We start from the raw sequence: 22,793 nt of genomic DNA on the forward strand, positions 1-22,793 counted from the left end.
TCGACGGGCAGGACCAGCTGGCGCAGCAGCCGGTCGGCGTCGGCGGCGCCGGACTACGGAATCCCGCGAGCGTCGCCGTTAGAGGGTTCGGGACGGGTGCTCTCGGTGGCCAGGTAGCCGGGTCCGTCGTTGCTGACCTTGCTCTCGCAGGGTTGGCGGTCGTCTTGCTGGGCAACATCCCGCGTTGCGCCGACCCGGGTGAACCCGTGGCATGTGACTGGGGGTCTCAGACTGATGGCAGGCCGAGCGGTATGTCTGGCGCCTTCGGGACGGAGCTGTCCGGGCACCAGACACCGGGCAGGTAGCGGCTCCGCGGCACCGTCCACGTGGAGATGCCGCAGATCAGCGCCGAAGAATGCGGACCCGTTCGGTTCGACAGCGCGTCCTCAATCGTCGCTTCCGCGCACCGGCCGCGGCCGCGGTCGGCGGACCTTGGGCTGATCCACGCCGCACCGTGGGCTCCACCTGTTCTACGTGGGCTGCTTCTCCGCAACGACATCGAGCTGCTCGATCGTGGGCTCCTCAAAGAGCTCACCCGTGTTCTCACCGAGCGCTTTCGCAACCTCACCCGAGAGGTGCGCCTGGCGCCCGTCGTCGTCGGGAAAGGCGTCGAAGATCCCGAACGAGGAGGGTCCGAACTGGATCCCGAACCACCTGACGGTCTTCGGCTCCCCTTCGACGATCGACAACCCCTGGTTCAAGAAGGCGCGGACGTCTTCCTCCCTGCCGGGCAGTGCTTCAAGGCGTACCAGAAGGGCTTTGCTGACCTGTGTTGACATCTTGGATCTCTCTCTCCTTGCTCGGTTGGCGTCGTGATGCGGGAAGGGTCGGGAGAGCGGCCACATTTTGCGAGGCGCCCCGACAGTCGGAGGTGGCGGAGATCAGAGCATCTCTAGCGGCACCTTACTGGACGGCGGTGGGAACATCCGGTCGAGCTGCTCCAGCTCCGCCGGGCTGAAGCTGATCTCCATCGCGGCGCGGTTCTCCATCACCCGCGCCGGGGTGGAGGCTTTAACGACGGCGAAGAACTCGGGGAGTCGCAGCACCCAGGCGAGGGCCAGCTGGGCCGGGGTCACTCCCTTTGCGCCAGCCATGTCGCGGACCGCGGGATGCTCGAGCAGCCGGCCGTGGTCGACCGGGGAGTAGGCCATCAGGGGCATGCCGGCCTCGCGGCATCTCGGGAGAAGGTCGTACTCGAGTCCGCGGCGGGCGAGGTTGTAGAGCACCTGATCGGTCTGCACCCGCGCTCCGCCCGGCACTGAGGCCAGCTCGTCGAGGTCCGGGGCGTCAAGATTGCTGACGCCCCAGCCGCCGATCAGCCCTGCCTGCTGCAGTTCCTCGAACCCCGCCACCGTCTCGGCCAGCGGCACTCGCCCGCGCCAATGCAGCAAGTACATGTCGAGGTAATCGGTGCCCAACCGCCGCAGGCTGGCCTGGCAGGCCTCCACCGTCCCTCGTCGCGTGGCGTGGCTGGGCACCACCTTGCTGACCAGATAAACACTGTCCCGCCGCCCTGCGATGGCCTCGCTGACGAGTTCTTCGGCGGCGCCGTCGCCATACATCTCGGCGGTGTCGATCAGGATCAGGCCGCTCTCGATGCCCGTACGCAGGGCGGCCACCTCGGTGGCCCGCCGGGCGGACTGCTCACCCATGTACCAGGTGCCCAGGCCCAGTGCCGGGACGGTGCCCCCGTTGGGCAGGGACACCGCGCGGATGGCGGGTGCGGTCATGACGGGTGCTCCTCGGGGGGTGCGGGTAGCGAGACAACGAGGGTTCGAGCAGTCCTCGACGGTTGGCGTGTCTGTGGTCCCGGGCCGCTTGTGCCGCGCGATCCATGGTGGAGCGGCGGCAGCACCCGTCGGATCGGACGGCAAGGCAGTAGGCGATCGTCACGGCACGCTGCGGCCGGTTTCCTTCGCGGGATGCGGGACGTCGGCAGCTGGCACGTCGACCCGGCGATGCGTCCCCTCGTCGAGCGCTACACCGCCACGCGGCTGGCCGCCGCCAAGCCCGGCGCTTACGTCTACCAGGCCCTGACCGCCCGGCGCCGGCCCGCCGAGCGGCTCGGCGCCGGGCCCCGGGGCCGGTCCGCCCGTCGGCGCGCCTCACGCCCCCGGACGGAAGACGGCACGGACGCACCCGTCCTCCTTGTTCTTGAACATCTCGTACCCGCGTGGCCCTTCGTCCAGGGGCATCACGTGGGTCGCCAGGTGCTCGGTCCTGACCTCGTCCCGGCTCATCAGGTCGAGGATCTCGGGGATGTAGCGGTGCCCGTGCTGCTGGGCGCCGCGCAGCGTGAGCGCCTTGTTCATCACCGCCCCCATCGGGAACTTGTCCACCAGGCCGCCGAACACGCCGAGGGCGAACACCGTCCCGCCCTTGCGGCAGGCGTAGATGGCTGCCAGCGACGCCACGCTCCCCAGCGCGCTCGTCACGAGCCACCGCCCGCGCCGGCGGTCTGGGGCGCCCGGGCGAACTCCTGCACGATCCGCTCGCAGAACGCCGGCAGGTCGTCGGGCGACCGGCTCGTGGTGATGTTGCCGTCGGTGACGACCTGCTCGTCGACCACCTCGGCCCCGGCGTTGCGCAGGTCGGTGCGGATGCTCGGGAACGAGGTCAGCCGCCGGCCCCGGGCGACGTCGGCCTCCACGAAGTTCCACGGGCCGTGGCAGATCGAGGCGACCGGCTTGCCCGACTGCACGAAGTCCCGGACGAACTGCACCGCGGCGGGTTCCATCCGCAGCTTGTCCGGGTTCACCGTCCCGCCGGGCAGCAGCAGCGCGTCGTAGTCGTCGACCGAGGCGGCCCCGACCAGCCGGTCGACGCCGAAGGAGCCGGCGTCCTCCAGGTCGTTGTTGCGGGCCAGGATCTCGCCGCTGGTGATCGAGACGACGTCGGTGCGTGCGCCGGCGTCGTCCAGGGCCTGCCGTGGCTGCTCGAGCTCGACCCGCTCCACGCCGTCGGCGGCGAGGATGGCGACCCGGCGTCCGTTCAGCTCCCCGGCCACGTCAGCTCCCCGCCATCGCCGGGTGCAGGACGACCTTGGTCCAGCCGTCGTCTCGGGCGTCGAAGTGCTGGTACGCCTCGACCGCCTGATTCAGAGGCAGGTCGTGGGAGACGATCCAGGAGGGCTTGGCCTTGCCGGCCGCGATGAGGTCGCGCAGCCGGCGGTTGTACTTCTTGACCGGGCATTGTCCGCTGCCGATGGTCTGGCCCTTGAGCCAGTGCAGGCCGTAGTCGATGGCGACCTTCCCTTGCTTGGCGTCCTCGTCGGGGCCGCCGGGATCGGCCGGCAGGAAGACCCCGACCACGCCGATGCCGCCGGTGAAACGCACCGACTGGATCAGCCGGTTCAGCGTCATGGCCGGGTCCTCGGTGCCCTGCGGGTCATGGGCCTGGTAGCCCACGCACTCACATCCGCGGTCGGCGCCCAGGCCCATGGTCTGGTCGAGCACGAACTGCACCGGGTCGGTCTTGGAGTCGTCCACCGGGATGGCGCCGATCTGTTCGGCCAGTCGCAACCGGTCGGGGTGCCGGTCGACGACCATCACCTTGGCTGCGCCCTTGATCGTGGCCGACAGCGCGGCCATCAGGCCCACCGGGCCAGCGCCGTAGATCACCACCGAGTCGCCGGGGATGACCCCGGCCATCTCGGTGGCGTGGTAGCCGGTGGGGAAGATGTCGGCCAGCATCACGTAGTCGTTCTCCTTCTCCTGGGCGTCTTCGCCCAGGCGGAGGCAGTTGTGGTCGCCGTAGGGCACCCGCAGCATCTCGGCCTGCCCTCCTGCCCACGGACCCATTGCAGCGAAGCCATAGGCCGCGCCAGCCGCTGCCGGGTCCGGCTGGGTGGTCAGGCAGTAGTTGGTCAGGCCGCGCTCGCAGTTCTTGCAGAACCCGCAGGAGATGTTGAACGGCAGGACCACCCGCTCGCCGACCTTGACCTTGTCGACGCCGTCGCCGACCTCGATGACTTCACCGAGGTTCTCGTGGCCGAACCAGCGGCCGGTCTCGAAGTCGGTCCGGCCCTCGTACATGTGCAGGTCCGAGCCGCAGATGTTGGTGGCGGTGACCCGCACGAGGACGTCGGTGGGCCGTTCGATCTTCGCGTCCGGGACGTCGGTGACGCTGACGTCGCGCGGTCCGTTGTACACGACTGCCTTCATGGGAAGCCTCCTGTTGGGGCGTGCTGGGGAGCCTGCGACCCAACGGGGTCCGCCGGCTGTTCGGACTGGTCCTGATCTCGGCTACGGCCCTCCTGCCCAGTCGTGCGGTGGTCATGGCCCACTGGCAGGACGCGTTTCCTCCGGCCCATCAGCCAGGGGCTAACGTGCCTGGTCGTGGAGCTCCGCCAGCTCAGATACTTCGTTGCCGTAGCCGAGGAACGGCACTTCGGGCGCGCCGCCCGCAGGCTGCACATCGCTGCGCCGTCGCTGTCCCAGCAGATCCAGGCACTCGAGCGGGATCTGCACGTCACCCTCTTCGAGCGCAGCCCGCGCAGCGTGACGCTCACGCCGGCCGGGGAGGTGCTCCTCGAGCACACCCGCATCCTGCTGGAGCGAGCCGACCGTGCCCGCGCTGAGGTCCGCTGCGCCGACGGGCGGCACCGGCACCTGGAACTCCGCGTCGTCTCCGCCGTCGAGTACGTCCTGGACGGGGCGCTGCACCAGCTGTCCGGACCGGCCTCCCAGCTAGAGGTCATCACCGCGACGGCTACCGGCAAGGAGGCGATCCGCGCGGTCCGCGAGGAGAGCGCCGACGCCGCGGTCGTCTGGGTCCGCTCCGCCCAAGAGCAGGACCTGTCCGGGACGGTCCTCCGCCAGGTGTCCGTGCACCTGGCGCTGCCGGCCGGGCACCGACTCGCCGCCTCGCCGGCGATCCGGGTCGCCGAGCTCGCCACCGAGGCAATCGTGCTGTTCCCCCGCGACCTCTTCCTCAGCATCTGGGAGCACATCCTCGGTCACCTGCTCCCCGCCGGGATGTCCCGACCCGGCCAGGTGCTCACCCAGCCCGACCTCATCAACGCCCCCGAAGCCATGCTGCGGTCGGTCGCCACCGGCCACGGGGTGGCTCCCGTCGCCCCGGCGATGGCCGAGCACCTGGCGGTCGCCGGAACCGTGATCCGTCCCCTCGACCCGCCCCTGCTGATCCCCGTCGAACTCGTCTGGCGCGAGCCGCCGCACCCCGGGCTGGAGCGCGTCATCGCCATGCTGGCCGGCGCCGGAGGGTAGGACGAACGGGGACGTAGAAGGCGCTGAATGGTCAGGAGCAGTCGACCGGCCCGATCGCGGGGCGTCGCCAGAGCTCCCAACCGATCAGGAGCACGCACACGACGGTCAGTCCGGCGAGCGCCGCCAACGCCGGCACGACCACAGCGACCGGGATCAACGCGGCAGCCCCCACCGCCGCAAGGAGGCGACCGGCGGCCAGCTGATGGTGATCGCGCCACCGGTAGGCCACGTCACCGACGAAGAACAGCGCGACGCCACCGGCCAGGGCGACGGCGGACAACAGCGCGAGCGGCTCGGCCGCACCCGCGACGGCTTCGTGGACCCCGAGCGCGAAGAACACCACCCCGGCTACCAGCGGCAGGTGCAGGTAGCTGTAGGAATCGCGCGCCAGCCGGGCCCTCTCCCGGTTCCCGGTGGCGCGCAACCGCCGTTCGGCCCCGCCGCGGAGATAACCGAAGTAGGACCACCACAGGCCGGCCGCGATCAGCACGGCGAGGAGGACGGCTGTCACCACGCTCGGCCGCCCCAGCGAGTCTTCGGCGCCGGCGCCCACCTCGACGATCGCCTCACCCAGCGCGATGATGACGATGAGCCCGTGCCGCTCCACGAAGTAGGCCGGCGCCACAGCCCAGCCGGCGGTACCGACCAGTACCGGTCCGGAGAAGTCGATCACCACGGCCGCGATCCACAACAGCTCCCGCCCCGGTGTGTCGACGAACGCGGCGGCCACCAGTAGCGCCGGCCCGCCGAGAAGGGTGGGGACGAGCCGCAGCGCGGCCGCACCCACATTCGCCTCGCCCCGCACGTCGAGAGCCAGCAGCGCCACGTGGATCAGTCGCACCGCCAGGAATGCGAGCCCGAACACGAGCGCCCGTGCGCCGAAGGCCTGCGGCAGCGCGACCGCGGCGACCAGCATCGCCGCCATCGCGAGGAAGATCAGCAGGCGGTGCGCGGGCCCGGCGTGGTCGGAAGTGTTGGTCAGCCAGGCGTAGCAGACCCACGCCCACCACACGGCGGCGAGCGCCAGGAGCCCCCGCCCGAAGCCCGCCCACGAGATGTCCGCCAGCATCAGGATCGTCACCTGGGACATCGCGTAGACGAACACCAGGTCGAAAAACAGCTCCAGCGTCCCGACCGACCGGTCCGCCGTCTCCTCCGGTGCCTGCTCAGCCGCACCGCCGCCGTCATCGCCGCGCATACTTTGCTCCACACCCACCTCGCCGACCTCGACGTTGCGTAGCCCAGGCCACATAACGCGCCCTCCGGGCGACGATCACCTTCCACAGTGGGAACCGCCAGCGGAGCAGCTCGTGGTGGTCAACGAGAACGAGAGCCCGTTCCACTCAGGGATCCCCCTGTGGGACACCAGGAGGGGGCAGTGATGGGCCCCCATGCCTGATCCTTCAATAGAGGTAGCGGTCGATGCCGGAGCCGAGGGCCCACATGCGATTCATTCGGTCGGCCGTGCGGGCGTAGGCGGCTTCCTCGGCCTCACTGAGCGTGCAGTCCGTGCCGGGCGGCCTGGCCCGCAGCCGGGCGATGAGTAGGCGGGTGTCGTATGTCGCGGCGAGGTCGAGCAGGCCGGCCAGCCGGGCGAGCAGCGAGACCAACCCGGCGCGGCCGGCCCAGCGGTAGGTGTCGCCGAGCTGCCCCGCGTGGGCGTCGACCACCTCGGCGATGTCAGCGTCGAGGGCGGGATGGCCGAGGGCGGCCGCGGTGGCCGACAGCAGGTCGATGTCGGCGGCCGGCATGGTCAGGGCGGTCAGCGGCGCGTGCTCGTAGCAGCCGTCCGGAGCGAACAATCGGCCCCGCCCAGCTCCGAGGGACTGCGTCGGCGCCAGGGCGGTGAGCAGGCGCTGCACGGCGTCGAGGGCGACCCGATCGGCCAGCGGCGCCGGCAGCCGCAGCGGCTCGACGTCGGCGGCCGGACCCTGTCGTTCCTCGTACTCCCACAGACCGAGGCACAGCAGCACCTCCTCCACCGCGCGCAGCGGCACGAGCAGCTCACCGTCGAGGTCGACGACCAGCACGGTTCGCTGCCCCGCCGCCGCTCCCCCGGCCGGTGCAGGCTGACCGGCTGCGCGCTCAGCCACCGGCGGACCACCGCTCGAGGGCGGACCGGCAGGTCACACCGGTGGCCCGGCCGATAGCGGGCCACGAGGCCCCGGCCGCCCGCGCGGCGTACACCGCGTCGTCTAGGGCGCAGGCAGCGGCGGCCTGCCGGACCGCGGCCTGCTCGACGTCTTCAAGGGTCTGCCAGGGCTCGATGTGGCGGCGCCACTCCAGCATGACCCGCTTCTCGTCGTCGGCCGCCAGATCGACCCACGGGCCGGTGACTGCTAGCCGCCGCGATGCCGGGTCGGCCAGCTCCGGTGCGGGCACCCGGGTCCAGTGGGTGCCGCGCCAGCCGCAGGTGCAGCCGGCGACCCAGCCGACCACCTCCGCGGCCGGACGCCACTCCTCCGCTTCGTCGATGACCTCCCGACGGACCTGACCGCCGGTGTGATGCACGATCCCGTCGCCGCCGATGACCGCGCCGTCCTGCCAGGCGCCCTCGACAGTGCAGCCGTCGCGGTAAGTCAGCCGCACCCGGTCGCCGTTCCGCGGCCCGTCGTCGCGTCGGCGGGCCACCAACACTCCGCGGGCGCTGGTGCTCCCAGCGCCTTGCGCGCCGTCGGCGAAGACCGGCACCACCCAGCCCTCGTGCGCCTGGTCACCCACAACCGGGCCCATCCGTCCCATCGGCCCTCCTCGTGCTGCCTCGTGCTGCGTCGTCACCGCAAGCTGGTGATGTCGGTCCCGTCTCGATCAGCGTCGGTCGACCTTGCCCAGCCGAGACGCCGCGTGCCTGAATCTGGGGACGGCGACGAGGGCTGTGGACAGCGCTCCGCTGCGGCTGTTCCCGTCGGGGGCACCGAGGGCTGCGTAGCCTCCCGGTCCGCTCCGGTCGCGCGTAGCCGGCTTGGCCGGCGCGTAGGACTGAAGGACGACGGAGGAAGAGCGCCGACGCCCCCCAGCACATGACTACGGACGGGCGGCGACCGGTTCAGCGGCGAGCGTCGACCCAGGCGTAAAGATCCTGGCGCCGGTAGAGAACGCGGCGGCCGAGGCGGAAGCTGCGCGGTCCGGTACCGAGGTGACGCCAGTACCGCAACGTGGCGACGGGAGCGCGCAGCAGTGCGGCTGCCTCGCTGATCGCGAGCAGGTCGGGCTGCTTGTCGACGGCGTGGTCGACGGTGGGGTCGGGCATGGCTGACTCCAGGCTGGGCAGGCGGTCACGGGTTCACTCGTAGAAGGCGCCGTTTCACGGCTCTTGGTGACAGCTCACAGCCAACTTCTCCAGAACTTCTCCCGTGAAGCTCCGGTCCTCCTCCGGTTCCTCCTGCCGTCTTGCTTCTGTGTCTCCGAGCAACGGCGTCCTGCGGGAGGCCATTGACCGTCGCCCGTCACGCCGGGACCGCGGTCAGCGCCTCGGCCTGCTCGCCGATCCGCTCGTGCAGCGCGGCGAACTTCGCCGCGCAGGCGGCGGCGCCCAGCCCGAGACCGCACCTCATGAGGGAGTCGTTCAGGATGCTGCTCGTGCGACAGATGACCGCGCCGGTGGCGTCACACCCGCGGCACCGGGACGAAAGACGAGTCCGCACGGACCTCTCGGAGGCGAGTTGAGCGCCCAGGCCTTCGTCGACGAGTCCGCCCGCGGATCGCGGTACCACGTCTGCATCGCGGTTGTTCTGGATGGGGACGTCGATGAACTGCGCCGCCTCGTCCGTTCATTCTGTCTGCCCGGGCAGCGGCGGTGGCACTTCGTCACCGAACGCGACAGCCGCCGCCGGCAGATCCTCGACGCGTTGATCGGGAGCGGACAGATCTCGGCGTTGGCGTTCTCCGGCAAGGGCCGCGATCACGATCTACGCGCCGAGAGCTTCCGCCGGATGGTCGCTGCACTGGTCGACCGTGGCGTGCACCGACTGGTCATCGAGTCCCGGCAGGGGCGAGACCAGCGTGACCGGCAGGTCCTGGTCGAGGAGCTGCATCGCCTGGGCGACCCGGTGCTGCAGTATGTCCACCTGCCGCCGAGCGGCGACCCGCTGCTATGGGTCGCCGATGCACTGGCCTGGAGTCACTCGGCCGGAGGCGCGTGGCGACAGCGCATCGCGACGATCACCAGTGCCCAGGACGTGACCGGCCGGTAGAAACCGCGGAGCCCGGCTGCTCACCGTCCGGAGAGGAGCCGGGCCCACTTCCTGAAGCTCAGCGCAGCAGGCGACTCCAGTGTAGGGGTGACCGGCTCGGTCGCCAAGCGGCCGACGGAGCCCCTGATCGGCGCCGCCCCCCGCCTCAACCACGACTCCCCGGTGACCCGATGGCGATGAGGCGCTGAGGGTGTTCGCCCACATTCCTGGCCGCTCCCGCGCAACCGGCCTCTCCTGGCTGCGGCGGATCGGGGGAAGGGTGGGCCGCAGGCCCATCCCGAAGGGACGCGCAGCGCCCTTCCGGCGAGCCGTTGCAGCCGGCATCCTCGGCCGGCTGCGGGGCGGCACCGCCGGTACGGGAGGAAAACCGGAGATTGGCGAGCACGCTTCTCCCGTGCAGCACCGCATCGGATCGGCTTTTCCTGTCCTCCTGCAGGTTGAGCGTCCGGTGCCCGACCGGGGGCTCCCCCGAGGCATCGAAGGGCGGTCCTTCGGGGACCGCATCGGTGCGGATGCGCGCGTCGAACTCCCGCAGCGCAGCGGCCAGCCGGTCCAAGTTGTCGCGGGTCGTCGCCCGGGTGACGTCGACGTCACGGGTGAGCCGCGTCGACCAGTGCATCCGGGCGGGCGTTCACAGGTGAACACGTACGCGACGCCGTGGCGTTCGAGCACCGCCAGGATCGGCTCGGCGTCGACCTGGTCCGGCTCGGGACGCCTGCGTCGCTCACCGCTGGGCGGATCGGCTGGCCGTCCACCAGGGCGATCGAGCACGGGCGCGCTTGGCGTCGAGGGCCACGCGGAGGCCGTCGCCAGTCCGCACACAGTCCGCACGATTTCCAATCGAGCCCCCGATGGACCAATCCCTTCCAACATCATAAGCGCAGGTCAGAGCCGTGTTCCATCGAAGACCATCGACCACCAGTCACGCGGGGAGAGTTCGCGATGTACTACGACATCTGAGTCCTACCCGGCGTTGACCTGGGGTCTATCCCTGAGAGGCGCCAGCAGTCCCCGACGAGTCCGCACGGGCCGCCAGCACAGCACCGACGGCGGCCCGTGCGGACTCGTCACTGTCCGGCCACATGTTCCCCGCAGGTGTCGAGCGTCGTCGGCCAGTCGCAGCTGGGCCGCATCAACCCGGCGGTGATCTCCTTCCGCCGACACGGGGAGCACTGCTGGACGACCGCCCCGACGAGGCGCGCGGGGCGTTGCGGACGACGGTCAGGACCAGGACGGCAGCGAATTGATCTGGCCGGCCAGCCACGAGGACTGGTTCTGCAGGCCGCTGAGCGCCGTCTCCATGGCGCTGAACTGGCGGGTGAGGGCCACCTTGCGCCTGACCAGCCGGACGTCCCAGGCCTCGATCTTGTCCTGGAGGTCGCCGGCCAGGTCGTCGCGACCCTCGGCCAGCAGGGCGAGCGTGCCGATGGTCGTGTCTGATGCGGCCTTGGCGACGTCGAGCAGCCGCTGGGCCACGCCCGGGACGACGTCGTCGGCGTTGCCGCTGATGCCGTCCGGGCCCGGGCCGGCGGGCCCGCCGGCACCGAGCCGTTGCGCCAGCGCCGGGTCGTCGGCCAGCGCGGCGCTGAACTTCGTCGCGTCGAAGGCGATCGTGCCGTCCCTGTTGAGCTGGAGCCCGATCGTCGCGGCCGAGCCGTCACCGCCGACAGCGAAGGACACCGCCTCGAGCACCCGACCGGTCAGCGTGCGCAGGGCGCTGTCGCCCTTGAGGGTCGACGCGGCCCCGCCGTCGGGATCGGTGTTGGCCTCGATCCCGCTCAACGCGTAGTTGGCAGCATCCACCAGCGCCTGCATCTTTGTCGCGACGGCCGTGGGATCGGCAGCGACCTCCACGGTGACGGCGGCCTCGGGCTTGCTGACGGTGATCGTCACGCCACTCATCAGGTCGGCGAAGGTGTTCGTCGAGGAGGTCACGTCGTAGGCGCCAGTGTCGCTGCCCACGGTGAGCCTGGCGTCGACCCCCTGGGTGGCAACGGCGAAGGTGCCGGCCTCGCCGAGGTCGAAGGAGGCCGCTGCGCCGGAGGCCGCGGCGGTCACCTGCAGCCGGTACTGCCCGTCGTCGACCTTGACCGCGGTGGCGCTGAGCCCGAACTCGCTGTCGTTGATGGCCTTCACCGCGTCGGCGAGGGTGCCGTCCCCCCCGACGGTGATCGTGCCCTTCACGGTGCCGTCGGCGGCCCGTACCTCGATCGGCGAGGTCATCCCGTAAGGGTCGGTCGTTGCCGTCCAGTTGATGCCGCTCACCACCGAGTGGGCGGCGGCAGTGGTCTTCACGTCGAAGGTCAGCGACCCGGTGGGCGCGCCCGCAGTGGCGGTCGCGGCGACGCTGGTCGCGCTGCTGGTGGCCTTCACCGCCGTCCAGGTCTCCGGCTCGAGCATGCTCTCCGCGGCGGTGCGCAGGGCGTCGAACCGGGTGTTGACCGACCGGTACGCCTCGGCCGTGGCCTTGGCGATCGACAGCCGGGTCTTCAACGCCGTCTGCGGGATGGCCTCGGCCCGGAGAAGCTGGGTGATCAGAGAATTCGTATCGAGCCCGGAGATCAGGCCGCCGATGCTCATCGTCATGTTTCTACCTCCTGCGTTCGCAGTTCGTGATCCGGTTGGATGTGGGCCTGTCACGTCTCTCGCGCAAGCCACGGGTAATGAATGAAATTGCCGTCACAACAGGGAAGAGTCGCCCTCGGGATAGAACGACGAGCGCGTTCAGCCCCACCTTCGAGCATGGGTGACCAGTGTCGAATTCGCTCCTCTTCGTCGAGATGTTGTGCAGGCCGAGGTGAAGCAGTTTCAGGGACGCCTCGTCGGACGGGAAGTGACCGGGGGTCTTGTTACCTTCCGCAACCGATGGTTGATCAACGCGATCATGTTCGTGGTGTCGCCGTTCCCCCTCAGGACGACCCGATCGAGCGGGCAAGACCGGCAACCTGGCCGAGTTCGGCGTGGTGCTGCAGGTGCTTGTCGGTGGAGACCCTGAAGTCCAGGACCTTTCAGCCTCTACATCGACCAAACCGCCCTTTGGGCTACGCCGGACGCGCCATTCCACCCCACCGGGGGAGAGTGAGTTCGGATCGACCCAGCTCGCCGTCGCCGCCAGAGCAGGCGTAGCGGGTTCCGGCGGTCCGGTCGCCCTGACCGCGTTGTCCCTGCGGGAACGTGGCCCGGAAGCGGCTTCTTCAGTGACCCCGGCAGGCCACTTCAGTTCGCGTGATCTGCTGGAACGGAACGGCGCGTCGACCGACGGTTGCCTCACTCGTGAACAGGACCAGGCGACCAGCAGGAGCAGCCGGTCTCCGGGGTGAGGGATTCCGTCCGTGTCGCGGTGACGAGCCCGTGTTCGTGGCTTTCGGCAGCATGCGCGATCGCGGCGAGCACGAGAACGAGCGCACCGCGGTCGAGGCCTCCGGCGAGGTCGCCGAGGTCGACAGGGGCGACTCGGCAATGCTTGCGGCGGCGTGCAGCACCGCAGTTCACCGCTGCTGCCAAGGGGCCTTTCGGCGCACAGCTCGGCGTCCAGTCAGGGCCAGTCGATCCGCGCCCACGGCCCCTCCAGACCCTGCATGAGGGTGATCAGCCCAGCGGATAGCAGCTGCGGCAGCCAGTGGCCGAAGCCGATCAGAAGCAGGATCGCGGCCTCGTCGGCGTAGTCGCCGACGGGCGCGCAGTAGGGCGTTCTGGAATTCGACCGACTCGACCGCTCCGCCGCGGCGCTCGAGGCAGGCGAGCGCCTTGCGGCGCAGCCACGCCACGCGCTCGGGCAGCGGCGGCAGCTCCGCGGGGTGACCGAGGTAGCAGTGCTTGTACTTGCGTCCCGAGCCGCACCACAGGGGCTGGTTGCGACCCAGAGTCGGACTGTCGTCGGCCGGTGCCTCGAAGCGCTCGACCGTGGCCAGGTCAACGCTGTCCCCGGCGGTGAGTCGCAGCCAGTGCCACCGAGCCGCGGCAGCGGCACGTCCCCGCGATCGGACTCGTACCAGGCCGCGTGAGGTCGGGGGCCGCCGTCCGTTCGCATCAGGTGCGCTCGAAGAGAGCTCTCCAGGCGACCGCGGTAGCGCCGCAGTCGAAGCCCTGAATCGTGGACTCCTGGTAGCTGCCACCCAGGCGTCCGTCCCGGACGACCAGCTCCAGCCGCCACAGCGCACTGCTGGTGGGCGCCCCGCCGCAGATGGGCGCGACGTCTGCCGGCACGGGCCCCGAGGCCCGGTAGACGCCCTCCTCGAACCGCAGCGGCGGGCTGCCGTAGAAGCGGTCGAACGGCGTCACGGCGCAGCGTCCCCCAGGGCAGTCGATGGTGAGGGTGATCTGCCGTCCGGAGCAGCCCTCCGCGTCGAACCCGGCGCACAGCGTCAGCTGCCCCTCACCGGTCCAGTGCCCTTCCAGCTCGGACGACGGCACCCGGCTACCGGACGCCGCTGAGCCGCCGACCTGCGTATCGGGGCGGTCACGGCCGTCGAGGACGAGGAACACGGCACCGGTCAGGACCACGAGAAGCGCCACGGCCACCGGCAGACCGACAGCCACCCATGTCGGCATCCCACCCGGCGGCCGTCCCGTTCCGCCCGGGCGCCCGTACGGATCGGTCACCGACTCACCTCCTCAGCGGAGCAGCGACCGCAACGTACCCACGCTCGGAGATGTCACCGGCGGCATCCTGTCGGGGCAGCCGGCCTCACCCGTAGCGCGCCACGAAGTTGGCCAGCATCCGGCCCGGCTCGGTCACCAGGGCAGGCCGCAGGCGGGCGATCAGGTCGTCGCGCTCCGCCGGCGGGAAGTAGCCTGCGTGCTGGTAGACGTGCACCCTCGTCACGATGCCCTCGACGTCCAGCTCCGGGTGGAACTGCGTCGCGTAGAGGTTCTCCTTCACCCGGAACATCTGCACCGGGCAGGCGGCAGAGCCCGCCAGAAGGACGGCGTTGCGCGGGAGGACGCTGCAGGCCTCCTTGTGCCCGACGAAGGCGTCGAACTCCGGAGCCATCCCGGCCAGCACCGGATCGGCACGGCCGGCATCGGTGAGGCGGATGCGCACCGCCGAGATCGGCTCGGCGTACGTCCGGTCGATGACCCCGCCCTGGTGCACGCCCAGTGTGCCGACGCCGTAGCAGGCCCCGAAGAAGGGGAAGTCCCGGGCCACGACCTCGTCCAGCAGCGCCGACAGCTCCCGCTCCACCCGGTGCTGGACGGCGGACTTGGACCCGGCCTCGTCGCTGGAGTTGAACGGCCCACCGCCGACGAAGACTCCTGCGTAGTGGTCGAGATCGATCGGTGGGAGCGGCCCGGCATCCATGCGGATGCGCTGCAGCCGCTCGGTCGGCAGCCCGCTGAACCGCAGGAAGGCGGCGTACTCGCCGTCGGCGGCCACGTCCTCCGCGCGGGAGGAGAGCAGGAGGAAGGGCCGCACGGGCAGAGATCCTAGGCCGCTGCATCACCCGTTCTCGGGGAACCAGATGACCCGCTGCGGGAAGGGGATCGTCATCCCGGCACGGTCCAGGGCTGTCTTCAGCGAGACCGCGACCGCGCTGCGCACCCGCCAGCGGCTGGCGATGTCCGCCGGGTGCCAGTAGCGCACCGCGACGTTGATGGAGGAGTCGGCGAACTCCTCCACCCACACCTCCGGTGGAGGCACGGCCTGCACTCCGTCCGCCGTGATGCAGGCGTCCAGGAGCACCCGGCGCGCCCGCTCCAGGTCGGTGTCGTAGGCCAGCCCCACGGTGAGGGACGTCCGACTGATCGGCGTCCGCGTGTAGTTGACGATCGGGTTCTTCAGCACCTCGGCGTTCGGCAGGTAGACGACGAGGCCGTCGTAGGTGCTGAGCACCGTGGTCCGCAGGTTGACGTCGTCGACGACGCCCTCGTAGTCGCCGCTGCCGATCTGCTCGCCGACCCGGAACGGACGGCGCACCTGCAGGAGGATGCCGGCGATGAAGTTGGACAGGATGTCCTGCGCCGCGAAGGCGATGGCGATGCCCCCGACGCCGAGGGCACCGACCAGAGGTCCGATCCGCACGCCGAGGAGGTCGAGCGCGTAGACGAGCCCCACCCCGACGACGGCGATGCTGAGGAAACGGCCCAGCAGCCGGCCCGCGTGCCGGTCGGCGTCCCGGTCGATGACCCGCACCAGCCCACGGCGGAGGAGAACGGCCAGCAGGAGGGCGGCGACCAGCACCGCGGCGGCCTGGAGACCTTCCGTCCAGCCGATCGACCGCTCGACGATGATCGCCTCCTCCTCGGCACCCAGCACGGTGCCCGAGGGATCGAACGCGCTCAGCCCCAGACCTCCTCGGCGGTCTCCACGATCAGCTCGAGCTTGGCGATCTGCTCGTCACGGGTCAGGGAGTTGCCCTCCACGGTCGAGGAGAAACCGCACTGCCCCGACAGGGCCAGCTGCTCCAGCGGCACGAACGTCGCGGCCTCGTCGATCCGCCGCTTGAGGTCGTCCTTCCGCTCCAGCTCCGGCCGCTTCGTCGTCACCAGGCCGAGGACGACGCGCTTGCCCGGGGGCACGAAACGGAGCGGCTCGAAGCCGCCGGACCGGGCGTCGTCGTACTCCAGGAAGAAGCCGTCGACGTCCAGCTCGCCGAACAGCGCCTCGGCGACGAAGTCGTAGCCGCCCTCGGCCACCCACGAGGAGCGGAAGTTGCCCCGGCACAGGTGGGTGGTGACCGTCAGGGATTCGGGCCGGCCGGCGAGCGCCGCGTTGATCTGCCTGATGTAGCGCTCGTGCAGGTGCTCGGCGTCCCGGCCCTGCGCGGCGAGCTCGGCGCGCTGCTGCGGGTCGTTGAGGTAGGCCAGGCTGGTGTCGTCGAGCTGCAGGTACGTGCAGCCCTGGGCCGCGATCCCCTGCACCTGCTGCGCGTAGGCCGCGGACAGCGCGTTCCAGAAGGACTCCTCGTCGGGGTACACCGCCGGATCGATCGCGGCCGCACCGCCGCGGTAGTGGACCATCGACGGCGACGGGATGGTCAGCTTCGCCGTCTGCCCCTCCCCCACGACCGACTGCAGATAGCCGAAATCCGCACCGAAGATCGGCTCGTCGATCCTGAGCGGGCCGTCGACGTGCAGGCCGGCCGGCGTGTAGTCGAGGCTGCCGTCGGGGTTCTTGAAGTGGACGACGATGTTCTGGTCGGTCACCTTCGTGATGCCGTCGATGGCGTAGATGAAGTCCATGTGCCACGACGCCCGGCGGAACTCGCCGTCGGTCGCCGTCCGCAGCCCGACGTCGGCCTGCATCCGGACGACGTCGGCGATCGCCGCGTCCTCTGTACCTCGCAGTTCCGCGTCGTCGATCTCCCCGGCGGCGTGCCGCGCGCGGGCGTCGAGCAGATTCTTCGGGCGGAGGAGGCTGCCGACGTGGTCGGCGCGGAACGGCGGGCCAGAGGTGTCGGTCATGCCTGGCAGCTTGACCCAGATGAGCCCGCCGTGCAGCCCCTGCCCGGGGACACCTCAGACGCGGCCGGCACCGTCCAGGGCCAGGGAGGCCATCATCGCGTCGAGCACCTCAACGTTGCGGTCGTGGTCGGAGCCGGGCAGTCCCACCGTGTCGGCCACGAGGACCTCGTCGCCGTCCCGGGCCGGGCCGAGGTCGACGACGTAGGTGGTGATCGGGGTGCCCTCGGGATAGAAGCCGGGGCCGGTCACCTGCTCCACGCGGAGGGCCGGACGGCCGCCGACCTCGACCGTGCTGCGCGCGATCTCGTCGGGCCAGCGCGCGAACAGATCGGTGCCCGGCTGCACGGACAGCGTGATGTCGGCGAGCCGCACATCGGATGCCTCCGGCACGGTGAAGGGCTCCGCAGCGAACCAACTGCACCCCGGCAGCACGTCGCCGCGGTTGACCGACCAGTCCGCGGGGTGAGCCACGCTGAACCCTGCGGCGTTCGTGCAACGGACGGTCTCCTCGGCAGCCACCGGAGCTACCCCCTCAGGGGCCGCCGGAGCCGGAGCCGGAGCCGGGCTGCCGGCCACCCCGCCGCCGCACGCGGTCAGGAGGAATAGCGAGCACGCTCCGACGAGAAGGTGGCGCATACAGCGGGACCTGCTTCCGGCTCGGGGTCGGTCGGTCCCTCCCCCTGTAACCCGTCTGCGCCGATCCGGAACGCGACGATCCGTAAGACAACAGGATCGTCACACTCGAAGGACCAGTTCCCGAGACCTCGTCGGGGCCACCAGCGCCACCACCCGTTCGGCCAGCGCGAGGACCAACAGCCCCGGCACGATGAGAAGCGCCGGAGGCAGGACCAGCGGAGCCGCCAGCAGCGAGATCGCCAGTACGCCGGGGGCGCTGACCAGCCATCCGGTCCGCCGCCGCTCGCTGGTCAGGGCGGCCCACCGCACGCCGGCCCACATCAGCCAGCGCCGCAGCACCGGCACTCCCGCCTCCCGCATCACCCGCCGGAAGATGCCGTCGGCCTGGCGGGACGTGACCACTCCCGAGCGGATGCCCTCCGTGACCAGCCAATCGTGGAGGATCGCCGCCAGCGTGTACGTGCCGAACCGCGGGACGAGCCAGCGGACCAGCGCGGGCACCGTCGCGAAGTCGGTCACGAACCCGTCGGGGACGACGAAGCGGTCACGATTTCCCTGGTAGACCAGCACGTCCACCAGAGCCCACCTGTCGGCGTCGACACGGGTGACGGTCAGAGATCCGGGGAGGAAGGGCACGGCTCACTGTCGGTCACCCGCCGCCGCGCCGCAGCTTCACGTGCCGGTGATGTGCTCCGGGCGGATCGGCACCCGGCGCAGCGGTTTGCCGCACGCGGCACGGACGGCGGCGGCCACGGCGGGCCCCGACGAGATCGTCGGCGGCTCCCCCACCCCGCGGACGCCGTAGGGCGCGTGCGGGTCGGCGTACTCGAGCACCTTCACCCGCATCGGCGGCATGTCGAGGATGGTCGGGATCAGGTAGTCGGTGAACGACGGGTTCCGCACGTGGCCGTCGGTCACCACGATCTCCTCCATCAGCGCCAGGCCCATGCCCTGCGCCGAGCCGCCGTGGATCTGGCCGACGACCGCGTCGGGGTTGATCGCCTTGCCGACGTCCTGCGCGGTGTCCAGCGCGACGACCTTCACCAGCCCGAGCTCGACGTCGACGTCGACCACCGCGCGGTGCGCCGAGAACGCGAACTGCACGTGCGCGTCGCCCTGCCCGGTCTCCGGGTCGATCGCGTGCGTGGGCCGGTGCCGGTATTCGACCGTCTCCTCGACCGCCTCGTCACCGAGCACCTCGGCCAGGCCGGTGAGGACCTCGCCCGACGCCCCGACGATCTTCTCGCCGTCCAGCCGCAGCTCGGCGGCATCGCGGCGGAGGGACAGTGTCGCCCGCTTCAGGACGACGGCCCGCACCGCCTCGCACGCCGCCTTCACCGCTCCCCCGGTCACGTACGTCTGGCGGGACGCCGACGTGGAGCCCCCCGATCCGACGGCGGTGTTCTTGGGGTGGACGACGACCCGCTCCACGCCGAGTTCGGTGCGGCAGATCTGCTGCTCGACGGTGATCAGGCCCTGCCCGACCTCGGCGGCCGCGGTGTGCACGGTGGCCACCGCCTCGCCGCCGGTCATCTCCAGGCGTACGCGGGCGGTCGAGTAGTCGTCGAAGCCCTCGGAGAACCCGACGTTCTTGTAGGTCACGGCGTAGCCGACGCCGCGGACGACGCCTTCGCCGTGCGTGGTGTTGCCGACCGACCCCGGCAGCGAGCGCAGGTCCGGGTCCGCCGGCAGCGGAGCGGGCATGGGCAGGTCGTGTACGATCTGCAGCAGTTCGGCGACGGGCGCCGCGGAGTCGATGACCTGGCCGGTGATGTTGCGGTCGCCCTCGCTCATCCCGTTGAGCTGCCGGATGGCCACCCGGTCGAGCCCGACGGCGTCGGCGAGGTCGTCCATCAGCGCCTCGTGCGCGAACGCCGCCTGCACGCAGCCGAACCCGCGCATCGCGCCGCAGGGCGGATTGTTGGTGAACACCCCGAACGCGTCGACGGCCACGTTCGGGATCCGGTACGGGCCCAGCCCGAGCGTGCCGGCGTTGCCCACCACCGCCGCGGTCGACGACGCGTAGGCCCCGCCGTCGAGGAGGACACGGGTCCGGGCGTAGACCAGGGTGCCGTCGCGCTCGGCGCCGAACTCGTAGGTCAGCCACGCCGGGTGCCGGTGGACGTGACCGAAGAAGGACTCCTCCCGGCCGTAGGACATCTTCACCGGCCTGCCGGTGCGCAGCGCCAGCAGGCAGGCGTGCACGTGCACCGACAGGTCCTCCCGCCCGCCGAACGCGCCACCGACGCCGGCCAGGTGCAGCCGCACCAGCTCGCTCGGCATGCCCAGCGCCAGGCACATCTGCCGCTGGTCGACGTGCAGCCACTGCGTGGCGACGTACAGGTCGACGCCGCCGTCCTCGGCCGGGACGGCGAGCCCGGACTCCGGGCCGAGGAAGGCCTGGTCCTGCATGCCGACCTCGAAGTCGAGCGACACGACCACCGGTGCGGTGGCCGCGGGATCGCCACGACGGAGCTGCAGGTGCCGGACCAGGTTGCCCGGCCGGTGCACCGGCGGCGCGTCGGAGTCCATGGCGCGGCGAGGATCGGTGACCGCGGGCAGCACCTCGTAGTCGACCCGTATCCGGGCCGCGGCCCGACGCGCGGTCTCGGGGTGGTCGGCGGCCACCAGCGCGACCGGTTCCCCCTCGTAACGCACGAACTCCGAGGCCAGCACCGGCTGGTCGGCGTGCTCGAGGCCGACGGCGTTCTCCCCGGGGACGTCGTCGGCGGTGAGCACCGCGGTGACGCCCGGCACCGTCAGCGCCTCGGTGATGTCGACGCCCCGGATGCGCGCGTGCGGGTGGGGGCTGCGCAGGGTCACGCCCCACACCATGTCGTCGTGCCAGAGGTCGCTGGCGTAGGCGAACTCGCCGGTGACCTTGAGGGTCCCGTCCGGGCGCAGCGGACTGTCCCCGATCCGGCCCGGTGGGGTGGTGGTCGTCGTCCGCGTGCCGGCGTCGGTGCTCATGCCTGCGCCTGCCGCGCTGCGGCCAGCCGGACGGCGTCGAGGATCTTCTCGTAGCCGGTGCACCGGCAGAGGTTGCCCGCCAGCGCCTCCCGGATCTCCAGGTCGGAGGGCTGGGGCACCCGTTCGAGCAGGTCGTGGGCCGCGACGAGCAACCCGGGTGTGCAGAAGCCGCACTGCACGGCGCCGGCCTCGACGAAGGCCTCCTGCACCGGATGGAGCCCCTCGTCCGTGGCCAGCCCCTCGACCGTCGTCACCTCGCGGCCGATCACCTGGCCGGCCGCGACCAGGCAGGAGCAGACCGGCTCGCCGTCGAGGTACACGGTGCAGGAGCCGCACTCCCCCTGCTCGCAGGCGTTCTTCGACCCGGGCAGGCCCATGCGCTCGCGCAGCACGTAGAGCAGGCTCTCGCCCGGCCAGACGTCGTCCACCTCGTGCTGGATCCCGTTGACGGTGGTGGTGATCCGCATGTCAGGCCGCCTTCCGCAGGTCGTGCTGGTACTGGGCCCACGCCCACATGGCGGCCCGCCGGGCCATCACCGACAGGGAGTGCCGCCGGTAGGCCGCACTCCCCCGGACGTCGTCGATCGGGGACGACGCGGCAGCGACCCGCTCCCCGAAGGCTCGGGCCAGCGGCTCGGGCAGCTCCGCGCGGGAATCCCAGAGCCCGGCGGCGTCCAGCTCGCCGGCCAGGAACTCCTCGGCCTCCCGCGCCCGGCGCGGCGTGGGGGCGGCCGAGCCGATACCGGTGCCGACCGCCCGCCGGTCGGGATGCAGGGCGCAGGCGAACGCCGACACCGCGATGACCATCGCGTTGCGGGTGCCGACCTTGCAGAACTGCTGGGGCCCCACCGCCGTCGGGACCAGGACCCCTGCGATCAGCTCGTCCTCGTCCAGTGCGCTGCGCTTCACCCCGGTGTAGAACTCCGCCGCCGGGATCCGGCGCACTCCTCGCGCCGCGGACTCCACCTCGATCACCGCGCCGGCCGCCAGCAGCGGCGGATGCGCGTCACCGGCGGGCGACGCCGAGCCGAGATTGCCGCCGACCGTCCCGCGGATGCGGATCTGCGGGGAGCCCACGGTGCGGGCGGCCATGGCCAGACCGGGCAGCTGTACCGCCAGGTCGTCGATGATCCGTGAGTAGGGCACGCCCGCGCCCAGCCGGACCCAGCTGCCCCCACCCACCCCACCGGCGCCGTCGTCGACCGACCACTCCCGCAGCTCGGGCACCCGGCCCAGGTCCAGCAGGGCGCCCGGGCGGCGACGGTCGAAGTTGAGGTCGACCATGACGTCGGTGCCTCCCGCGATGGGCACCGCGTCGCGCCGCTCGGCACGGACGGCGAGGGCGTCGGCCCACGACGTCGGTTGCAGGAAGTCCATCGATGCCCCTCACCGTGTCCGCCGGTCGTCTTGCTGGAGACAACCGCTCCGGGCGGGGCGTGGCAAGGGCGCCACGGCCAGTGTTACCGGACCGCGCGACGACCACTGGCGGTGGCCGGTCAGCCGTGACCCGTTCAGTCGGTGCGTGCGTCGACCGAGCGCGCGGCGAGCGCCCGGATCCGGTCGGTCTGGCGGGAGAGCACCGCGTCCAGCAGCCGGTTCACCGGCGGCGCCTCCCCCAAGCGGGCCAACCCGGCCCACCGGGGGACGGCGACCGTCCGCGACCGCGACGCCGTCAGGCATGTGCCGATCGCCTCGGCCACCCGAACCGGTGCGATCCCGCGGGAGAGGCGACCACGGGCATCGGCGTCGGACCCCGGTGCGTGCCCGTGCCCACGGGCCAGCCACTCGGTCCGGACGAAGAACGGGTTGACGGTGTGCACCCGGACGCCCCGCGCGGTCACCTCCCGGCGCAGTCCCTTCACGAATCCGTGGACTCCCGCCTTGGTGGCCGAGTAGACCGTCAGCGGAGGCACCTGCGACCACGCGGCCACCGAGGACACCGCCACCACGTCGGCGCGGCCCCGCTCACGGGCAGCTATCAGCAGGTGCGGGAGCGCCAGCCGGGTCACCTCGATGACCCCGGTGAGGTTGACCGCGACGATCCCCTCGACCGCCTCCCCCGGCATGTCCTCGAGCAGCCCGGCCCACCCGAGACCGGCGTTGAGGACGACGGCGTCCAGGCGACCGTGCTCCTCGAGGACGCGGTCGACCAGCATCGCCCGGTCGGCCGGGTCGGCGACGTCGGCCACCACCCCCGAGACTCCCGCCAGCCCGCCGACCGCCTCGTCCAGCCGCTCCCCGTGACGGGCGCAGGTGACCACCCGGGCCCCCTCCTGGGCGAGCCGCGCCACGGTCGCGCGGCCGATCCCGGCACTACCGCCGGTGACGAGCACGACGCGATTCCACGGACGGGTCATGGCCG

At 71.4% G+C, this 22,793-nt stretch carries 24 protein-coding genes; 2 read left to right on the forward strand and 22 right to left on the reverse strand.

Annotated features, from left to right (window positions below; genetic code table 11):
- Window positions 1-470: 470 nt before the first annotated feature.
- From FHU33_RS14780 to FHU33_RS14800, 5 genes are all read right to left on the reverse strand, one after another.
- Entirely contained in the window at window positions 471-779 is a 309-nt protein-coding gene (locus FHU33_RS14780) for a putative quinol monooxygenase (RefSeq protein ID WP_142026019.1), read from the reverse strand.
- Window positions 780-881: 102 nt separating this feature from the next.
- Complete coding sequence (locus tag FHU33_RS14785; RefSeq protein WP_170182461.1) at window positions 882-1,730, reverse strand: aldo/keto reductase; 849 nt, start codon at window positions 1,728-1,730, stop codon at window positions 882-884.
- A gap of 375 nt (window positions 1,731-2,105) precedes the next feature.
- On the reverse strand, window positions 2,106-2,435 hold the full coding sequence (locus FHU33_RS14790) for an MDR/zinc-dependent alcohol dehydrogenase-like family protein (protein WP_246063653.1): 330 nt from the start codon (window positions 2,433-2,435) through the stop codon (window positions 2,106-2,108).
- Window positions 2,432-3,007: a type 1 glutamine amidotransferase domain-containing protein gene (locus FHU33_RS14795; protein WP_142026020.1), complete on the reverse strand. Its 576-nt coding sequence runs from the start codon at window positions 3,005-3,007 to the stop codon at window positions 2,432-2,434. Before FHU33_RS14795 ends, FHU33_RS14790 begins: the two co-directional genes overlap by 4 nt.
- A gap of 1 nt (window position 3,008) precedes the next feature.
- A complete protein-coding gene (locus FHU33_RS14800; protein WP_142026021.1) occupies window positions 3,009-4,163 on the reverse strand; it encodes a glutathione-independent formaldehyde dehydrogenase in 1,155 nt (384 codons plus the stop codon).
- A 174-nt stretch (window positions 4,164-4,337) separates the two neighbouring features.
- On the opposite strand from FHU33_RS14800, the gene FHU33_RS14805 reads away from it, so the two are divergent.
- The gene (locus tag FHU33_RS14805; protein WP_170182462.1) at window positions 4,338-5,228 is read left to right on the forward strand and encodes a LysR family transcriptional regulator; all 891 of its coding nucleotides are present in this window, start codon (window positions 4,338-4,340) and stop codon (window positions 5,226-5,228) included.
- A 31-nt stretch (window positions 5,229-5,259) separates the two neighbouring features.
- Here FHU33_RS14805 and FHU33_RS14810 read toward each other — a convergent pair whose 3' ends face one another.
- The 4 genes from FHU33_RS14810 to FHU33_RS14825 all read right to left on the reverse strand — a co-directional run bounded on the left by FHU33_RS14810 (window position 5,260) and on the right by FHU33_RS14825 (window position 8,478).
- Window positions 5,260-6,426: a low temperature requirement protein A gene (locus FHU33_RS14810; protein ID WP_142026023.1), complete on the reverse strand. Its 1,167-nt coding sequence runs from the start codon at window positions 6,424-6,426 to the stop codon at window positions 5,260-5,262.
- Window positions 6,427-6,631: 205 nt separating this feature from the next.
- Window positions 6,632-7,321, reverse strand: coding sequence for a LuxR family transcriptional regulator (locus tag FHU33_RS14815; RefSeq protein WP_142026024.1), 690 nt, complete (start codon window positions 7,319-7,321; stop codon window positions 6,632-6,634).
- Window positions 7,314-7,970, reverse strand: a complete 657-nt coding sequence (locus FHU33_RS14820; protein ID WP_142026025.1) for a hypothetical protein — start codon at window positions 7,968-7,970, stop codon at window positions 7,314-7,316. Before FHU33_RS14820 ends, FHU33_RS14815 begins: the two co-directional genes overlap by 8 nt.
- A 304-nt stretch (window positions 7,971-8,274) precedes the next feature.
- Window positions 8,275-8,478 carry a helix-turn-helix transcriptional regulator gene (locus FHU33_RS14825; protein WP_142026026.1) on the reverse strand — a complete coding sequence of 68 codons (204 nt, stop codon included), beginning with the start codon at window positions 8,476-8,478 and terminating at the stop codon, window positions 8,275-8,277.
- Window positions 8,479-8,890: 412 nt separating this feature from the next.
- Here FHU33_RS14825 and FHU33_RS14830 point away from each other — a divergent pair, with 412 nt between their 5' ends.
- Window positions 8,891-9,421, forward strand: a complete 531-nt coding sequence (locus FHU33_RS14830) for a hypothetical protein (protein WP_142026027.1) — start codon at window positions 8,891-8,893, stop codon at window positions 9,419-9,421.
- A gap of 145 nt (window positions 9,422-9,566) precedes the next feature.
- Here FHU33_RS14830 and FHU33_RS14835 read toward each other — a convergent pair whose 3' ends face one another.
- The 13 genes from FHU33_RS14835 to FHU33_RS14895 all read right to left on the reverse strand — a co-directional run bounded on the left by FHU33_RS14835 (window position 9,567) and on the right by FHU33_RS14895 (window position 22,788).
- Complete coding sequence (locus FHU33_RS14835; RefSeq protein ID WP_142026028.1) at window positions 9,567-10,040, reverse strand: hypothetical protein; 474 nt, start codon at window positions 10,038-10,040, stop codon at window positions 9,567-9,569.
- Between the two features lie 602 nt (window positions 10,041-10,642).
- The gene (fliD, locus tag FHU33_RS14840; RefSeq protein WP_142026029.1) at window positions 10,643-12,007 is read right to left on the reverse strand and encodes a flagellar filament capping protein FliD; all 1,365 of its coding nucleotides are present in this window, start codon (window positions 12,005-12,007) and stop codon (window positions 10,643-10,645) included.
- 902 nt (window positions 12,008-12,909) lie between these two features.
- Entirely contained in the window at window positions 12,910-13,536 is a 627-nt protein-coding gene (locus FHU33_RS26480) for an SEC-C metal-binding domain-containing protein (RefSeq protein ID WP_211355138.1), read from the reverse strand.
- Window positions 13,451-14,023 (reverse strand): hypothetical protein, encoded by a 573-nt coding sequence (locus tag FHU33_RS25460; RefSeq protein WP_211355139.1) that lies wholly within the window; start codon window positions 14,021-14,023, stop codon window positions 13,451-13,453. Before FHU33_RS25460 ends, FHU33_RS26480 begins: the two co-directional genes overlap by 86 nt.
- An 85-nt stretch (window positions 14,024-14,108) precedes the next feature.
- The gene (locus FHU33_RS14855; protein WP_142026030.1) at window positions 14,109-14,837 is read right to left on the reverse strand and encodes a glutamine amidotransferase; all 729 of its coding nucleotides are present in this window, start codon (window positions 14,835-14,837) and stop codon (window positions 14,109-14,111) included.
- A gap of 24 nt (window positions 14,838-14,861) precedes the next feature.
- Complete coding sequence (locus tag FHU33_RS14860) at window positions 14,862-15,677, reverse strand: mechanosensitive ion channel family protein (protein WP_170182463.1); 816 nt, start codon at window positions 15,675-15,677, stop codon at window positions 14,862-14,864.
- Window positions 15,678-15,700: 23 nt separating this feature from the next.
- The gene (locus FHU33_RS14865; protein WP_142026032.1) at window positions 15,701-16,825 is read right to left on the reverse strand and encodes a 5-methyltetrahydropteroyltriglutamate--homocysteine S-methyltransferase; all 1,125 of its coding nucleotides are present in this window, start codon (window positions 16,823-16,825) and stop codon (window positions 15,701-15,703) included.
- 54 nt (window positions 16,826-16,879) lie between these two features.
- On the reverse strand, window positions 16,880-17,296 hold the full coding sequence (locus FHU33_RS14870; RefSeq protein WP_142026033.1) for a hypothetical protein: 417 nt from the start codon (window positions 17,294-17,296) through the stop codon (window positions 16,880-16,882).
- 264 nt (window positions 17,297-17,560) lie between these two features.
- Window positions 17,561-18,037, reverse strand: coding sequence for a DUF1353 domain-containing protein (locus FHU33_RS14875; protein ID WP_246063655.1), 477 nt, complete (start codon window positions 18,035-18,037; stop codon window positions 17,561-17,563).
- Between the two features lie 96 nt (window positions 18,038-18,133).
- Entirely contained in the window at window positions 18,134-20,431 is a 2,298-nt protein-coding gene (pucD, locus tag FHU33_RS14880) for a xanthine dehydrogenase subunit D (protein ID WP_142026035.1), read from the reverse strand.
- Entirely contained in the window at window positions 20,428-20,898 is a 471-nt protein-coding gene (locus FHU33_RS14885; RefSeq protein ID WP_142026036.1) for a (2Fe-2S)-binding protein, read from the reverse strand. Before FHU33_RS14885 ends, pucD begins: the two co-directional genes overlap by 4 nt.
- A 1-nt stretch (window position 20,899) precedes the next feature.
- On the reverse strand, window positions 20,900-21,808 hold the full coding sequence (locus FHU33_RS14890; protein ID WP_142026037.1) for an FAD binding domain-containing protein: 909 nt from the start codon (window positions 21,806-21,808) through the stop codon (window positions 20,900-20,902).
- Between the two features lie 134 nt (window positions 21,809-21,942).
- Window positions 21,943-22,788 carry an SDR family oxidoreductase gene (locus tag FHU33_RS14895; protein WP_142026038.1) on the reverse strand — a complete coding sequence of 282 codons (846 nt, stop codon included), beginning with the start codon at window positions 22,786-22,788 and terminating at the stop codon, window positions 21,943-21,945.
- Window positions 22,789-22,793: the final 5 nt, after the last annotated feature.

Origin of the sequence: Blastococcus colisei (assembly GCF_006717095.1) — a bacterium.
In the GTDB taxonomy this organism is placed as follows: Bacteria; Actinomycetota; Actinomycetes; order Mycobacteriales; family Geodermatophilaceae; genus Blastococcus_B; species Blastococcus_B colisei.

Excerpts from the sequence above, each read along its gene's own strand:
- FHU33_RS14780 (WP_142026019.1), bottom strand. The coding sequence starts at position 779 with ATGTCAACACAGGTCAGCAAAGCCCTTCTGGTACGCCTTGAAGCACTG.
- FHU33_RS14785 (WP_170182461.1), bottom strand. The coding sequence starts at position 1,730 with ATGACCGCACCCGCCATCCGCGCGGTGTCCCTGCCCAACGGGGGCACC.
- FHU33_RS14800 (WP_142026021.1), bottom strand. The coding sequence starts at position 4,163 with ATGAAGGCAGTCGTGTACAACGGACCGCGCGACGTCAGCGTCACCGAC.
- FHU33_RS14810 (WP_142026023.1), bottom strand. The coding sequence starts at position 6,426 with ATGCGCGGCGATGACGGCGGCGGTGCGGCTGAGCAGGCACCGGAGGAG.
- FHU33_RS14820 (WP_142026025.1), bottom strand. The coding sequence starts at position 7,970 with ATGGGACGGATGGGCCCGGTTGTGGGTGACCAGGCGCACGAGGGCTGG.
- FHU33_RS14825 (WP_142026026.1), bottom strand. The coding sequence starts at position 8,478 with ATGCCCGACCCCACCGTCGACCACGCCGTCGACAAGCAGCCCGACCTG.
- FHU33_RS14835 (WP_142026028.1), bottom strand. The coding sequence starts at position 10,040 with ATGCACTGGTCGACGCGGCTCACCCGTGACGTCGACGTCACCCGGGCG.
- fliD (WP_142026029.1), bottom strand. The coding sequence starts at position 12,007 with ATGACGATGAGCATCGGCGGCCTGATCTCCGGGCTCGATACGAATTCT.
- FHU33_RS14865 (WP_142026032.1), bottom strand. The coding sequence starts at position 16,825 with ATGACCGACACCTCTGGCCCGCCGTTCCGCGCCGACCACGTCGGCAGC.
- pucD (WP_142026035.1), bottom strand. The coding sequence starts at position 20,431 with ATGAGCACCGACGCCGGCACGCGGACGACGACCACCACCCCACCGGGC.
- FHU33_RS14885 (WP_142026036.1), bottom strand. The coding sequence starts at position 20,898 with ATGCGGATCACCACCACCGTCAACGGGATCCAGCACGAGGTGGACGAC.
- FHU33_RS14890 (WP_142026037.1), bottom strand. The coding sequence starts at position 21,808 with ATGGACTTCCTGCAACCGACGTCGTGGGCCGACGCCCTCGCCGTCCGT.
- FHU33_RS14895 (WP_142026038.1), bottom strand. The coding sequence starts at position 22,788 with ATGACCCGTCCGTGGAATCGCGTCGTGCTCGTCACCGGCGGTAGTGCC.